Origin of the sequence: Leuconostoc citreum, assembly GCF_004354555.1 — a bacterium.
Taxonomy (GTDB): Bacteria; Bacillota; Bacilli; order Lactobacillales; family Lactobacillaceae; genus Leuconostoc; species Leuconostoc citreum.
On the sequence record NZ_PUFH01000002.1, the window covers coordinates 166,256 to 181,141 of the forward strand.

At 40.2% G+C, this 14,886-nt stretch carries 14 protein-coding genes; 13 read left to right on the top strand and 1 reads right to left on the bottom strand.

Annotation, left to right across the window (positions count from 1 at the left end; all coding sequences use genetic code 11):
• The first annotated feature begins 298 nt into the window (after positions 1–298).
• The 11 genes from C5L21_RS01310 (at position 299) to dnaB (ending at position 10,789) form a co-directional block, all read left to right on the top strand.
• The gene (locus C5L21_RS01310) at positions 299–865 is read left to right on the top strand and encodes an ECF-type riboflavin transporter substrate-binding protein (protein ID WP_004899578.1); all 567 of its coding nucleotides are present in this window, start codon (positions 299–301) and stop codon (positions 863–865) included.
• Positions 866–919: 54 nt separating this feature from the next.
• Positions 920–2,617 (top strand): ABC transporter ATP-binding protein, encoded by a 1,698-nt coding sequence (locus C5L21_RS01315; RefSeq protein ID WP_085699350.1) that lies wholly within the window; start codon positions 920–922, stop codon positions 2,615–2,617.
• Complete coding sequence (locus C5L21_RS01320) at positions 2,614–3,438, top strand: energy-coupling factor transporter transmembrane component T family protein (RefSeq protein WP_085699348.1); 825 nt, start codon at positions 2,614–2,616, stop codon at positions 3,436–3,438. Before C5L21_RS01315 ends, C5L21_RS01320 begins: the two co-directional genes overlap by 4 nt.
• 20 nt (positions 3,439–3,458) lie before the next feature.
• Positions 3,459–4,910 carry a dipeptidase PepV gene (gene pepV, locus C5L21_RS01325; protein WP_004899573.1) on the top strand — a complete coding sequence of 484 codons (1,452 nt, stop codon included), beginning with the start codon at positions 3,459–3,461 and terminating at the stop codon, positions 4,908–4,910.
• A gap of 65 nt (positions 4,911–4,975) precedes the next feature.
• On the top strand, positions 4,976–5,281 hold the full coding sequence (locus C5L21_RS01330; RefSeq protein WP_004899571.1) for a hypothetical protein: 306 nt from the start codon (positions 4,976–4,978) through the stop codon (positions 5,279–5,281).
• Positions 5,282–5,446: 165 nt separating this feature from the next.
• Complete coding sequence (rpsF, locus tag C5L21_RS01335; RefSeq protein WP_004899569.1) at positions 5,447–5,743, top strand: 30S ribosomal protein S6; 297 nt, start codon at positions 5,447–5,449, stop codon at positions 5,741–5,743.
• Between the two features lie 32 nt (positions 5,744–5,775).
• Entirely contained in the window at positions 5,776–6,321 is a 546-nt protein-coding gene (ssb, locus tag C5L21_RS01340; RefSeq protein ID WP_004899568.1) for a single-stranded DNA-binding protein, read from the top strand.
• A 34-nt stretch (positions 6,322–6,355) separates the two neighbouring features.
• Entirely contained in the window at positions 6,356–6,640 is a 285-nt protein-coding gene (rpsR, locus tag C5L21_RS01345) for a 30S ribosomal protein S18 (protein WP_004904499.1), read from the top strand.
• Positions 6,641–6,788: 148 nt separating this feature from the next.
• Complete coding sequence (locus C5L21_RS01350; protein ID WP_085699346.1) at positions 6,789–8,819, top strand: DHH family phosphoesterase; 2,031 nt, start codon at positions 6,789–6,791, stop codon at positions 8,817–8,819.
• A 49-nt stretch (positions 8,820–8,868) separates the two neighbouring features.
• Positions 8,869–9,321, top strand: coding sequence for a 50S ribosomal protein L9 (gene rplI, locus C5L21_RS01355; RefSeq protein WP_004899563.1), 453 nt, complete (start codon positions 8,869–8,871; stop codon positions 9,319–9,321).
• Between the two features lies 1 nt (position 9,322).
• Positions 9,323–10,789, top strand: a complete 1,467-nt coding sequence (gene dnaB / locus C5L21_RS01360; protein WP_004899562.1) for a replicative DNA helicase — start codon at positions 9,323–9,325, stop codon at positions 10,787–10,789.
• Between the two features lie 42 nt (positions 10,790–10,831).
• Here the strand turns inward: dnaB and C5L21_RS01365 are convergent, their stop codons facing one another.
• A complete protein-coding gene (locus C5L21_RS01365) occupies positions 10,832–11,329 on the bottom strand; it encodes an aminoacyl-tRNA deacylase (protein ID WP_133285987.1) in 498 nt (165 codons plus the stop codon).
• Between the two features lie 79 nt (positions 11,330–11,408).
• On the opposite strand from C5L21_RS01365, the gene C5L21_RS01370 reads away from it, so the two are divergent.
• Positions 11,409–12,137, top strand: coding sequence for a GntR family transcriptional regulator (locus tag C5L21_RS01370; RefSeq protein WP_036058318.1), 729 nt, complete (start codon positions 11,409–11,411; stop codon positions 12,135–12,137).
• Positions 12,138–12,328: 191 nt separating this feature from the next.
• Positions 12,329–14,782, top strand: coding sequence for a phosphoketolase family protein (locus tag C5L21_RS01375; protein WP_004904494.1), 2,454 nt, complete (start codon positions 12,329–12,331; stop codon positions 14,780–14,782).
• Positions 14,783–14,886 lie beyond the last annotated feature (104 nt).

The window sequence follows — 14,886 nt, forward strand, 5'->3', positions numbered from 1 at the left end:
AAAGCGAGTCGGGCGGGTGAAAGCCGATTTGATGAGACATATTGAAAATGAACGTGAATGAGGCGAATAGTGAAAGCTGTTGGCACGGTTAGTCCCGTTATCAACCTTAAGGATTGCATACTGTTAGACAATGTGCGATTAAATTTGGGTGGTACCACGTTTTTGCGTCCCTGTTAGTCATGCGCTAGATGACTAACAGGGACCTTTTTTGTTTTCAATATCGGTCATGTAGGGCCTAGTCGTTTATTTTGTGTGGTAGCGTAACAGAACAGTTAATTAGAAAGCGAGGCGTAAAAGCATGCATAATCAGAAAAAGAATCAGGGATTTTCAGTGAAATCAGTCGTTGCAACTGGTATAGGGGCTGCGGTGTTTTTTGTTTTAATGAAGTTTATAGCCATCCCAACCGGTGTGCCCAATACGACAATCAATGTTGCTGAGGGCTGGTTAGCATTGATTGCGGGGTTGTTTGGTCCCGTAGTAGGCTTGTTGGTTGGTTTAATTGGACATACATTAAATGATGCCGTGACCTATGGGGCACCGTGGTGGTCTTGGGTGATTGCAGATGGCGTCTTTGGCTTATTGTTAGGCTTTGGTAAAAAGTATTTAGCATTAGAATATGGCGAGTTGACAACCAAAAAATTGGTGCAATTTAATGTTTGGCAGGCAGTTTCAAATGTCTTGGTCTGGGTGATTATCGCACCGCTTGGCGATATTATAATCTATAAAGAAGCGGCACAGAAAGTATTCCTACAAGGTGCAGTAACTGCGGTTGTGAACACTATATCCGTAGCAATCATCGGATCATTATTATTGGTCGCTTATGTCAAGTCACGACCAAAGAAGAGCAGTCTACGTAGTGAATAAAACATCAAACAAGCGCAATAGCTTGTGTACATACTAAACAATAAAGGATACATTATGGCAACGCCGCTTATCGATTTTCAGCATGTCACATTTAAATATCATGCACAAGCCGAACCCACGTTACACGATATTAATTTTCAGATTTTTCCTGGTGAGAAAGTATTAATTGCTGGTGCTTCGGGCTCAGGTAAAACAACCTTATTACGACTATTAAATGGTTTGATACCCGAAGCCTATGCTGGGGATGTGACTGGCACACTAAAACTCCGCGGTCGAGATATTCTATCACAGTCGCTCTTCGAGTTATCTTTACAGGCTGGCACAGTACTACAGGATTCGGATGCCCAGTTCGTTGGTTTAACTGTGGCAGAAGATATTGCTTTTGCTCTAGAAAATGATGATCAACCAGTATCAAAAATTAAGGCTAAAGTAGCAAAATGGGCGCAACGTTTTGGCTTGAGTGAACGGTTAGAATTAGCGCCACAAATGTTGTCTGGTGGTCAAAAACAACGAACTGCTATGGCGGGTGTTTTAGTTGATGATGGGCGATTATTATTGTTTGATGAACCGTTAGCTAGTTTAGATCCTGCAGCAGGTAATGCTGCTATGGATATGATTAATCGTTTACAAGCTGAGCGTGATTTAACAGTTGTGATTATTGAACATCGTATTGAAGAAGTGTTGCGTGCAGATGTCGATCGGATCATTGTGATGTCTGATGGTCATATCGTAGCCGACGATACGCCAACTGCCATTATTCAGGCCGGTATATTGCCAGAAAACGGGCTTGACGAGCCGCTGTTTGTACAGTTATTACGTCGTTCGGGTATCGAAGTAGCAAAACTAGACCACGTAGCAGATGTTCAATTAGTCTCCGTTGATGACCAAAAACATGCTATTGAACAACTGAAAGTGCCTGTGAAACGGCAGCCAGTCTTACCTGAAAAGTTAGTCGTTCAGAATTTGAATTTTGGTTACGATACGCACGAAGCCTTATTTGAGGGGCTAAATACTAGCATTCGTCAAGGCGAAATACTGAGTATTGTTGGCAAAAATGGATCGGGGAAAACAACGCTTTCGCACCTGCTAACGGGCTTTTTAATGCCTGATTCGGGGGATATTTTGTTAGATGGGCAATCAGTTTTGCAGCAATCAATCAAAGAGCGCGCAGATCACATTGGCTATGTCTTACAAAACCCCAATCATATGATTACGAAAGCAACAGTTTATGATGAAGTTGCCAGTGGCTTGATTTTAAGACATGTCTCATCTGTTGAAATAGAAACACGTGTCCGTGAAGTACTCAGTTTAGTTGATTTAGACGGCATGCGTCACTGGCCGATTGCCGCACTGAGTTTTGGCCAGAAAAAACGTTTGACAATTGCGGCAGTGCTTGTGTTGCAACCAGAAATTTTAATTTTAGATGAACCGACAGCCGGTCAAGATGCCACACACACGGGTGAACTACTAAAGTTTTTGACAAAAATCAATCAGCAATCACAGACAACTATCATCATTATTACCCACGACATGCATTTGTTAGCAAACTTTGTAACTCGGACGTTAGTGATTGTTGACGGGCAGTTATTGGCTGATACGACACCAGCTGAATTGCTTGCTAATGAAGCACTTGTTAAAGCGGCCAGTTTACGTACGACGAGTATTTATCAACTCGCAACACGATTGCAAATTGATCACCCAGAGATGTTGAATGCCGCGATTGTATATGAAAATGCTACAGGAGAACGATGAATAATTTATTTGGTTATAAAAAAAGAGATACTTGGCTCAACCAAACAACTGGGACAGCAAAATTAATTGGTTTTCTGGCGTTAACAACGATGGGCATGTTGTCCTATGATACGCGTTTTTTACTATTTTTAAGTATCATGGCAGTTATTTTAATGCAAACAGCACATATTAAATATCACGAATATGCTTTGATGCTTAAACTGGTACTTTTTTTTGCAGTGATTAACCTTGTGATGGTAACCGTTTTGGCACCGCAATATGGTGTGTCATTATATGGGACACGTCATGTCTTGTTTGGTAACGGTTATTGGACGATAACACAAGAGCAATTGTTCTATGAGTTTAATTTATTACTTAAATATTTCTTTTCATTGCCCTTGGCCATTGTCTTATTATTTACGACTAATCCCAGTGAATTTGCAGCCGGATTGAATAAAATAGGCGTGCCTTATAAAGTTTCTTATGCTTTTGCAATCACTTTACGTTATATTCCCGATGTGCAAAGTGATTATCGTACTATTAGTTTAGCTCAGCAGGCGAGAGGCTATGAAATATCTACTAAGGCACCCTTATTAGCACGCTCAAAGGGCGCAGTGCAAATCATCTTACCACTTGTTTTTACAAGCCTTAATCGGATTGAAACGATTAGTCAAGCTATGGAATTGCGTCGGTTTGGACGTGAAAGTAAAAGATCTTGGTACCAAGAACAATCACTATCTAAAAGAGATGGCGCCATCATTTTTGGGTCTGGTATCGTCATTATAATCGGTGTTTGGTTACTAGTGGTCAATCATGGGCGCATATATAATCCATTTAAATAACAGAGAGGCTAAGTAATGTGATGCTGACTACGAACAAATGGCAACTAACAGCACAGAAATATCAAGATAAATTATTAGTGGATTTATTGCAGTTTTTAGCAATACCGTCTGTCTTAGATCCGCAAACAGCTACTTTTCAAAGGCCTTTTGGCATTGGGATTGATACGGCGTTACAATTTTTAGTTGATATAGCAACGCGTGATGGCTTTAAGGTAGAACGTGTTGCAGACAACATGGTTGTGACAGTTGATTACGGACCAGATGATGTGCCAGAGACTGTGGGCGTTTTATCTCATGTTGATGTTGTTCCCGGTAATGCAGCAGCATGGCGGGTTACGATGCCTTTTAGTCCTAAAATTGTTGATGATCGTCTTTATGGCCGCGGGGTATATGATATGAAGGCAGATTTAATTGCGAGCTATTATGCCTTAAAGCAGTTAAAGGATCAGGGCTTTGTACCCAAAAGAAAAATTCGCTTAATTTTCGGTAGTGATGAAGAATCTGATTGGCGCGACATGCAAGCCTATTTAAAAGATTTTGGTGAGCCAACACTTGGTTTTTCACCTGATGGAACCTTTCCTGTAGTCCCAGGTGAAAAAGGAGTCCAGACAATTACCATGCGTTTCGTAGGCGATACTTTTGATTATCGCGAATTTGAATTACTGGCTTTTCAAGCGGGAACGCGTGACAATGTTGTTCCCGGCAAAGCCACGGCAATTGTTAAATTGTCAGATAATCAGGATATTAATTTGTTTTTAAAACAATACGAGCAATACTTGACCGCAGAACCATTAATTAGTGGTATTGGTCAATATGATGACGGTGAAATTCATCTGACTTTGTATGGCAAATCAGTACATGGTGCTTATCCTGAAGACGGATTGAATGCAGGCACTTATTTAGCGCATTTTCTAAGTCATTACGCCTTCCAACACCAAGCACAAGCTTTACTCCACCAATTAGGCGATGTGTATCATCGTGATGTCTTTGCAGCAAACATCGGTTTAGCTTACCATGATCAAATTATGGGCGATTTAACGATGAATGTAGGGCAAACAGTTTATCGTCAGGGGCAGGAAGGCTACATTAGAATTCAATTTAGGTATCCAGTTGGCATGAGCGAAACGACAATTCTAACTCAAATTCAACGTCATGTCGGTCCGTTAAAAGCTAAAATTTTTAAAGAAGTACAATTTGGTAGTCAACCACATATGGTCGATTTAAATGATGTCATTGTGACTAAATTACAAAATATATACGCGCAACAGACAAACACAGATAAAACGTATAAAATATCAAATGGTGGTTCATATGCCCGTTTATTAAAACGTGGCGTAGCCTTTGGGGGGCAATTTCCCAACTTGCCAGTGATGAGTCATCAGCCAGATGAATATGTATTGCTGTCTAATATTTCTCGCGCGCAAGCTATTTTTGCACAAGCCTTATATGAGCTAGCAGAAACAACAACTTGACAAAGCGAACAAACGTTCCTATAATTTGAGATAATTAAGCAAATAATGACATTGAGAGAAAACGCATGCAGTTACCTGAATTTAGACAAGCCCTAGAAGACAAACTAAGCGCACAAAGTGTGGCACGCGTTCTGGCCTCAGCGTATGATTTCCAAGTAGCACAAAATAATAATAGAACACCACGGGCACGCTATGGTACTGTGAAAATGACAAAAGAAGCAGATGCCATGTGGGAAACAGTGGTTAGCAACATTTTAGCGGGGATGTCGGCCAACAGTGATCGTGATATTTTACAACGATTGGCTGATGATGAATTTATTGCAATGGTTGAAGAGGGGCTAGAGGAAATTAATTTTACGACAGAATTTTAGTTTTTTCTTTCGGAGGAACGTATAATATAGTGACCGGCTGGAAAATTCTGATAAGTACTTGAAATTTACCCTTGTTTTGTAGTATCATTAATAATTGTGAATGCACAAAAGTGCAAACACTCCTTGCAGCCAAGGCTGCCAGAGACCAAAAGGAGGAAATAAAACATGGCTACATCATACGAAATGACTTACATCGTTCGCCCTGATATGGAAGCGGATGCAAAGAAAGCGCTTGTAGAGCGTTTTGATGGTATCTTGACTAACAACGGCGCAACAATTACTAAGTCTGCTGATTGGGCAACACGTCGTTTTGCATACGAAATTGCTGGTTACCGCGAAGGCGTATACCACGTCATCAATTTCACTGCTGAAGACGATGCTGCAATCAACGAATTTGATCGTTTGGCAAAGATTTCACAAGATATCTTACGTCATATGATTGTTAAGCGCGACGCAGAATAATTCTGAAATTCCACTGGTGAAGGAGCTTTAATATGATTAATCGAGTAGTATTGATTGGGCGATTGACCCGGGATGTGGAATTACGCTATACGCAATCGGGTACAGCGGTCGGCACGTTTAGCTTGGCGGTAAATCGCCAGTTCACTAATCAATCTGGTGAACGTGAAGCTGACTTTATTAACGCCGTTATCTGGCGAAAAGCAGCGGAAAATTTTGCAAATTTCACTGGTAAGGGCGCTTTAGTCGCTGTCGAGGGTCGTTTGCAGACAAGAAATTATGAAAATAATCAAGGCCAGCGTGTATACGTTACCGAGGTTGTTGTCGATAATTTCTCATTACTTGAATCACGTGCTGAAAGCGATAAGCGTCGTGCCCAAAATGGTACGTCAGCAACAACACCTTCAAATGATAATCATTTTGGTGGTAGTGAAAGTAATAATAACTTTAATGCTGTTGATCCTTTTGCTGGTGCAAATCAAAACACCCAAAAATCAACTGCAACAAGTGAAGCACCTAACCCATTTGCGGCTAGTGGCAAAACAGAAATTGATATATCAGATGATGATTTACCATTTTAAAAATATTTAAATTATTAGGAAAGGAGCTTCAATCATGTCAGAACAAAACTCACGTCCACAAAACTCAGAACGTCCACAACGTTCACGTCGTCCACAAGGCGGCCCACGTCGTCGCCGTAAGGTCGACTACATTGCAGCCAATCATATTGAATTTATTGACTACAAGAACACAGAATTGTTGGAACGCTTTATTTCAGAACGCGGTAAGATTTTGCCACGTCGTGTAACAGGTACATCAGCTAAGAACCAACGCAAGGTAACAACAGCTATCAAGCGTGCGCGTATCATGGCTTTGTTGCCATTCGTTACAGAAGACTAATTAATATTATTCTGCTTTAGAAAGCTCAGGTATTTAACCTGGGCTTTTTTGTTTATTTTGAAAAAAGCGAACTGTGGTAAAATAGGGTATATGATTTTTTTGACAAAAAATAGTCAAAAAGTAAACATGGGGAATATTGAGGTTACTTGTGAAAAAGCTGTTTAATTTTAAAACATTACCAATATTTTTTCAAAGTACAAAATTAGGGACTGTAGCATTATTACTGTTGTTAGTCAGCCTATTGAGTGCTTTTTTTGCGGTACTTGTCAATTGGGTTTTTGGATTGATTTGGTTGATTGTTGTAATTATTGGTTTGATTTATTCTGGTCAGGCGCTGAAAGAGGTTAGTGAGAATGCACAGGAATACCTTTCAGGATTAGGCTATCGCATTTCTCGTAGTGAACAAGAAGCTTTGATTCGGATGCCTATTGGTATTATATTGCTAAATGATACTGAAAAAATAGATTGGATTAATCCTTACATGCAAGGTTATATTGGTAAGCGTGATGTTTTAGGATTATCGCTATCCGATTTAGATGGCAATCTCGCTGCTGATGTCAAAAACTACTCTGATGCAAAAGAAACGAATACAATTACATGGCAAGATAAACAGTTCTCGCTTTATGTACAGCAAAATTTGCGCGTCATTTATATGATGGATATTAGTGAGTATGCTGCTATTGCCACAGAATATGATAATCATCAATTATTTAGTGGTTTAATTTCTGTTGATAACTATGAAGAAGTTACAGAAGGCATGAGTGAATCAGAAACTTCTACACTTCGAACTTATGTCACAGGCGCATTATCTGATTGGGCAACCACGCATCATATTTATTTAAGAAGGCTAAATACAGTTCATTATGTCATGTTTGGCTATAAAACTGCGTTACAAGAAGCAGAAAAAGATAAGTTTTCAGTACTAAAAGCAATCCGAGAGGCCACAGCACAACAAAATTCACCGGTGACGTTATCCATGGGTGTTGCTTATGGTGAGCAGGATATTATTCAACTAGCTAAAATGGCACAAACCAACTTAGATTTAGCATTAGGTCGTGGTGGTGACCAGGTTGTTGTCAAGTCTAATCAATCAGCTGCTCGCTTTTATGGTGGTGCAACAAACCCAATGGAAAAGCGGACACGTGTCCGCGCACGTATGATTTCACAAACTGTCGCTGAATTAATGGAACAATCTGATAACATTATGATTGTTGGCCATGCAACACCAGATTTAGATGCTATTGGTGCCGGATTAGGTATCTGGCGTATGGCACAAACTAAAAATAAGCCAGCATTCGTTATTATTGACCAAAAAACGGTATATAGTGATATTAAATTATTATTGGCAGAAATTAGAAAAAATACACCTGACATTGTCGCACCAGGTTCCAATATTAATGATTCGATTGTTGATGAAACACGTGCCTTAAAGCTAGTGCGTGAGAACACATTGCTGATATTAATTGACCATGCACAATCGGCAATTACTAGTGCACCACATTTGCTCGATAGGTTAGCCAACCGAGTGGTAGTGATTGATCACCACCGTTTAGCAGAACAAGGGTTGGACCAAAAACCTTTGTTGACTTATGTTGAGCCCTATGCATCGTCAACCTCTGAGTTAGTTGTAGAAATGTTACAGTATCAAGATCAGAGCCATGCGCCGATTACAAAATTAGAAGCGACCGCTATGCTTGGTGGCATTCAAATTGACACGAAAAACTTTACCTTGCGAACTGGTTCACGTACATTTGATGCGGCAAGTTATCTTAGAGCCAATGGAGCAGATAGTAATTTGATTCAATCGTTTATGAAAGAAAACCTAACTGATTTTAAATCACGTACGCATCTCATTAATTTGGCAGTGGTGGATTCAGGTAATGCTATTGTGACAGGAGAAAGTAATCAAACCTATTCGGGTTTGATTACAGCACAAGCAGCAGATGAATTATTACAAATCAGCAGTGTAGAAGCTTCTTATGTTGTGACAAAGCGTGCGGATGGTCGTGTCGGTATTTCGGCGCGTTCAACAGGACAACGCAATGTGCAACGTATTATGGAAGCAATGGGTGGTGGGGGCCACTTATCCAATGCGGCAACACAAATTTCAGGTGAGACACCAGAAGCAGTGACAAAGCAGTTAAAAGAAGTCTTACAAGCAGCCATTGAAGCACAGTAATTGGGGAATACGCTGTCAGCTAGTGCATACAAATAGAAGGAGATTCAAGATGAAAGTTGTATTTTTAGAAGATGTTAAAGGTCGTGGCAAAAAAGGTGAAATTAAAGAAGTACCGGATGGTTACGCCAACAATTTTTTGATTAAAAATAAAAAAGCCGAACCAGCAACAGGTAAAAATTTAGGTGCTGTTAAAGGGCGTCAAAAAGCAGAGGAAAAGGCAGCAGCTGAAGCCTTAGCCGAAGCCGAACAACTAAAGGCTAAAATGGCAGATGAAAAATTTGTTGTAGAAGTTAAGGGGAAGTCCGGTGCCGACGGACGTTTGTTTGGTGCTATTTCAACTAAGCAAATTGTTGCCGCATTAGCAGCACAAAAACAAATTAAGCTGGATAAGCGCAAATTATTGTTGAATCAACCCATACATGCATTGGGATATACGAATGTTCCAGTTAAGTTGCATCGTGATGTTGTAGCCAATTTGCGTGTACACGTCAGCGAGGGATAATATGGACAATCCGGGATCATACGAGTATCGGCAAGTACCACAAGATGTGGATGCGGAACGTGCGGTGCTCGGGGCCATTTTTTTCGATGTGAGATCAGATAGTGCCATGGTAGAAGCTCAGGCGATTTTGGAACCTGCGGACTTTTATCGTCAAGCGCATCAAACAATTTTCAAAGCGATGCAGCAGTTAGTCGATGAACAGCGCCCTATTGATATGTTGACGTTGCAAGACAAGCTTAATAGCATGCAACAACTTGAAAATGTTGGTGGCATGACATATTTGGCCGAAATATCTGAGTCATCGGCGTCTTCAGCCAATTTAAAGCATTATGCAAATATTGTCCGCGAAAAATCCGTTTTACGTCGTATTATTGAAACATTAACACGTAGCATGTCTTTGGCATATGATGCTGCTGAACCGAGTGAAGATATCTTAGATATACTTAACCGTAATTTAGATACATTGGCGGAAAATCGTGGTGACGAAGATTTTCAAAAAATTAAAGATGTCTTGCGTGAATTTCAAGAGAACTTAGATAACGCTGTTGAAAACGACAATGATATTGTTGGGTTAGCCACAGGGTATCCGGAGTTAGATAATTTGACGCACGGCTTTCGAGAAGATCAAATGGTTGTTTTAGGGGCTCGACCAGCAGTCGGAAAGACTGCATTTGTGTTAAATATTGCAAAGAACGTTGCTAAAGCAGAACAAGTGCCTGTGGTTGTTTTCAGTTTGGAAATGGGTGCAGTTGACCTAGTGACACGATTGGTTGCGGCCGAAGGGGCAATTGATTCGGCTCACCTAACGACTGGGCAAATGTCCCAAGATGATTGGCAATCACTAACATTAGCCATGCAATCCTTGGCTAACATGCAAATTTACATGGATGATACACCAGGTATTAAAATTAATCAAATTAGTGCCAAACTACGTAAGTTAGAAAAAGACTTGCTCAATGATATGACGCAAGAAGACAGAATTAACAATCCTCACCCAATTGGTATGGTCATTATTGATTATCTGGGTTTGATTGAATCGAATAACACAGAAAGCAGACAGCAAGCTGTGTCGGAAATATCACGTGCCATTAAGAAATTAGCGAAGGAATTGCATACGCCAATTTTAGCCTTAGCACAGCTTAGCCGAGGCGTTGAACAACGGACTGATAAGCGGCCAGTGTTATCAGATTTGCGAGAATCTGGTTCGATTGAACAGGATGCAGATATTGTTGCCTTTTTATATCGTGATGATTATTATCGTAACGATGGGACAGATGAAGACGGTAGTGGGGATCAGCGTAATGATGATGAGGCTGTTCCAATTGAAATCATTTTGGAAAAGAATCGTGCTGGTGCGCGAGGCACTGCAACGCTGATGTTTAATAAACCAACATTCAAATTTAGTCCGATGGCGCCGTTGTTTCGCGACGATCCAAATGCTGGACCAAATGGTAACCCAGGGTGGTAAAAAAGGACGACCATATATTGGCCGTCCCTTTTTTTTATTATTTTATTTATCCAGCAAGTCAGCAAATGTGGCACCGACTAGTGTTGCGATATCTTTTGGTTTAACTTTATCAGAACGGCCAAGTTCACCAGCGCTGACCAGAAAATAAGGGGCAGTTTCAGCAGTACTATCGATAAAAATGGGGAAATGTTTATTTTGCCAAATACCCACTGGGTTATTAGCGCCATGAACGTATCCGGTAGTTTTTTGCAGTTCTTTCAAAGACAACATGGTAACTTTCTTATTGTCAGAAACGTGTGCTAATTTTTTCATGGCGAGGTGTTGTGTAATGGGAATAATTGCTACCACTGGACCAGTCTTATCACCAGTAGCCGCTAACGTTTTATAGATGTCTGCGTGTTTGACATTGAATTTTTCTAATAGAGCATCCCGTTGGGCTTCAGTTTTGTCTAGAATATTAAATTCAAAGCCTTCGTATGCCACATCGTGCTTATCCATAATCTGCTCAGGTAATGTTTTTTTGATTTTCTTTTTTGCCATAATAATGACAGTTTACCACAAATTGGCACAACCAAAAAGTAGCGCGGTCCAACCAATTCATGATATACTATTTGGCATGATGTCAGAAGCTATATATGTAACCGTGCAAGCGGACTTAAAACAAAAAATATATAATGGTGATTTTCCTAATCTAAAGTTACCAGACGAACGTTCTTTGGCCGAAAATTATCATGTCTCACGCTCATCAATTAAGCGTGCCTTGAATGTTCTTGTACAACAAGGGGTTATTTTTAAAAAGCGTGGCAGTGGCACTTTCGTCAATCCGCTCTATCTTAAAAATAATGCTTTATTTCAACATGAAGGCTCTAATTTAGGTGTCTCTGATTCGTTTCGGGTCGATGGGAAAGCACCAAGTATCGAATTATTAGATTTTCGTGTTATTCCAGCAACACCCGAACAGCAACAAGCGTTATTTTTGAGTGAAGGTGACTTTGTTTATGAAATCAAACGTTTGCGACGATTAGAGGGGGTGCCGTTTATGATTGAAAGGGGCTATGTCCCGATTAATGTATTACCGGGCTTAAATCGAGAGATTGTTTCAGGTTCGGTTTATGAGTATGTCGAAAATACTAAAAACCGAACGGTAACCAAATCCTTTATGACAATCATGGCTGAACCTTCAAACCCAGAAGACCAACAATTATTGGAACTGTCAGATCGTGAACCAGTTGGGATTATGGAAGGTATATTTTTCATGGATGACGGGACACCGTTGGAATTTTCCAGTATGCGACTACACTATAAATATTTAAGATATAACGCCTTTGTTAGTATTGATTCCGAATAAAAAACTTAACTATTTTTATTGTATTGGACCGTACCAATTATGTTACTGCGCCAACCAAAATAAAAAACAAAATCAACCAATAATGTTTTTATCTTGAATAAATCCTTAAAATCGGTTATACTTGAGAAGTAAATAACGGAGAAAGATTCGTGGTTTACGATTCTCTCAAAAAATAAGGAGTACTTAATCTCATGGCAGATTTCGATTCAAAAGAGTACTTGGAACTCGTTGATAAGTGGTGGCGTGCAACTAACTATTTGTCAGCAGGGATGATCTTCTTGAAGAGCAACCCATTGTTCTCAGTTACTAACACACCAATCCAAGCCGAAGACGTTAAAGTTAAGCCTATCGGTCACTGGGGAACTATTTCAGGTCAAACATTCTTGTATGCACACGCAAACCGTTTGATTAACAAGTATGACTTGAACATGTTCTACATCGGTGGACCAGGACACGGTGGCCAAGTAATGGTTACTAATGCCTACTTGGATGGCGAATATACTGAAGATTACCCAGAAATCACTCAAGATTTGGAAGGTATGAGCCGCTTGTTCAAGCGTTTCTCATTCCCTGGCGGAATCGGATCACACATGACAGCACAAACACCAGGTTCATTACATGAAGGTGGTGAATTGGGTTATTCATTGTCACACGCCTTTGGTGCTGTTTTGGACAATCCTGATCAAATTGCTTTTGCTGTTGTTGGTGATGGTGAAGCCGAAACAGGCCCATCAATGACATCATGGCACTCAACAAAGTTCTTGAATGCTAAGAATGATGGTGCTGTTTTGCCAATCTTGGATTTGAACGGATTTAAGATTTCTAACCCAACAATCTTCTCACGTATGAGTGATGAAGAAATCACAAAGTTCTTTGAAGGTTTGGGTTACTCACCTCGCTTTATCGAAAATGATGACATCCATGACTATGCAGCTTATCACGAATTGGCTGCTAAGGTTTTGGATCAAGCTATTGAAGATATTCAAGCTATCCAAAAGGATGCGCGTGAAAACGGTAAGTACGAAGATGGTACAATCCCAGCATGGCCTGTAATTATTGCACGCTTGCCAAAGGGTTGGGGTGGACCAACACATGATGAAGATGGTAACCCTATCGAAAATTCATTCCGTGCTCACCAAGTGCCATTGCCTTTGGCACAAAATAAGTTAGAAACATTGTCACAATTCGAAGACTGGATGAATTCATACAAGCCAGAAGAATTGTTCAATGCTGATGGTTCATTAAAAGATGAATTGAAAGCTATTGCACCTAAGGGTGACAAGCGTATGTCAGCTAACCCAATCGCTAACGGCGGACGTCGTCGTGGTGAAGAAGCGACTGATTTGACATTGCCAGATTGGCGTCAATTCACAAATGACATTACAAATGAGAATCGTGGACACGAGTTGCCAAAGGTTACTCAAAACATGGATATGACAACACTTTCAAACTACTTGGAAGAAGTTGCTAAGTTGAACCCAACATCATTCCGTGTCTTTGGACCTGATGAAACAATGTCAAACCGTTTGTGGAGTCTCTTTAACACAACTAACCGTCAATGGATGGAAGAAGTTAAGGAACCAAATGATCAATATGTTGGCCCAGAAGGTCGTATCATTGACTCGCAATTGTCAGAGCACCAAGCTGAAGGTTGGCTTGAAGGCTATACATTGACTGGCCGCGTTGGTATCTTTGCTTCATACGAGTCATTCTTGCGTGTTGTGGATACAATGGTTACACAACACTTCAAGTGGTTGCGTCACGCCTCAGAACAAGCATGGCGTAATGATTATCCATCATTGAACTTGATTGCAACGTCAACTGCGTTCCAACAAGATCACAATGGTTACACACACCAAGATCCAGGTATGTTGACTCATTTGGCTGAAAAGAAGTCTAACTTCATTCGTGAATACTTGCCTGCAGATGGTAACTCATTGTTGGCTGTTCAAGATCGTGCGTTCTCAGAACGTCACAAGGTTAACTTGATTATTGCTTCTAAGCAACCACGTCAACAATGGTTTACTGCTGATGAAGCTGATGAATTAGCTAATGAAGGTTTGAAGATTATTGATTGGGCTTCTACTGCACCATCTGGTGATGTTGATATTACATTCGCATCATCTGGTACAGAACCAACAATCGAGACACTTGCTGCCTTGTGGTTGATTAACCAAGCCTTCCCAGAAGTAAAGTTCCGTTATGTTAACGTTGTTGAATTACTTCGTTTGCAAAAGAAGTCAGAATCTCACATGAATGATGAACGTGAATTATCTGACGCAGAATTCAACAAGTTCTTCCAAGCTGATAAGCCTGTTATCTTTGGTTTCCACGCTTACGAAGATTTGATTGAATCATTCTTCTTCGAACGTAAGTTCAAGGGTGATGTTTATGTTCATGGTTACCGTGAAGATGGTGACATCACAACAACTTATGACATGCGTGTTTACTCAAAGTTGGATCGTTTCCACCAAGCTAAGGAAGCTGCCGAAATTTTGTCAGCTAATGGCACAATTGATCAAGCAGCTGCTGATACATTTATCGAAAAGATGGATGCTACTTTGGCAAAGCATTTCGAAGTTACTCGTAACGAAGGTCGCGATATCGAAGAATTTACTGATTGGAATTGGTCAGCTTTGAAGTGATTAACCATGTTAATCACGATTAAGTCAACTCTTTAAATCATTAAATCATTAAGCGAATCAGATATATTCTGGTTCGCTTTTTTTTTAACTTATCTGTACAATAA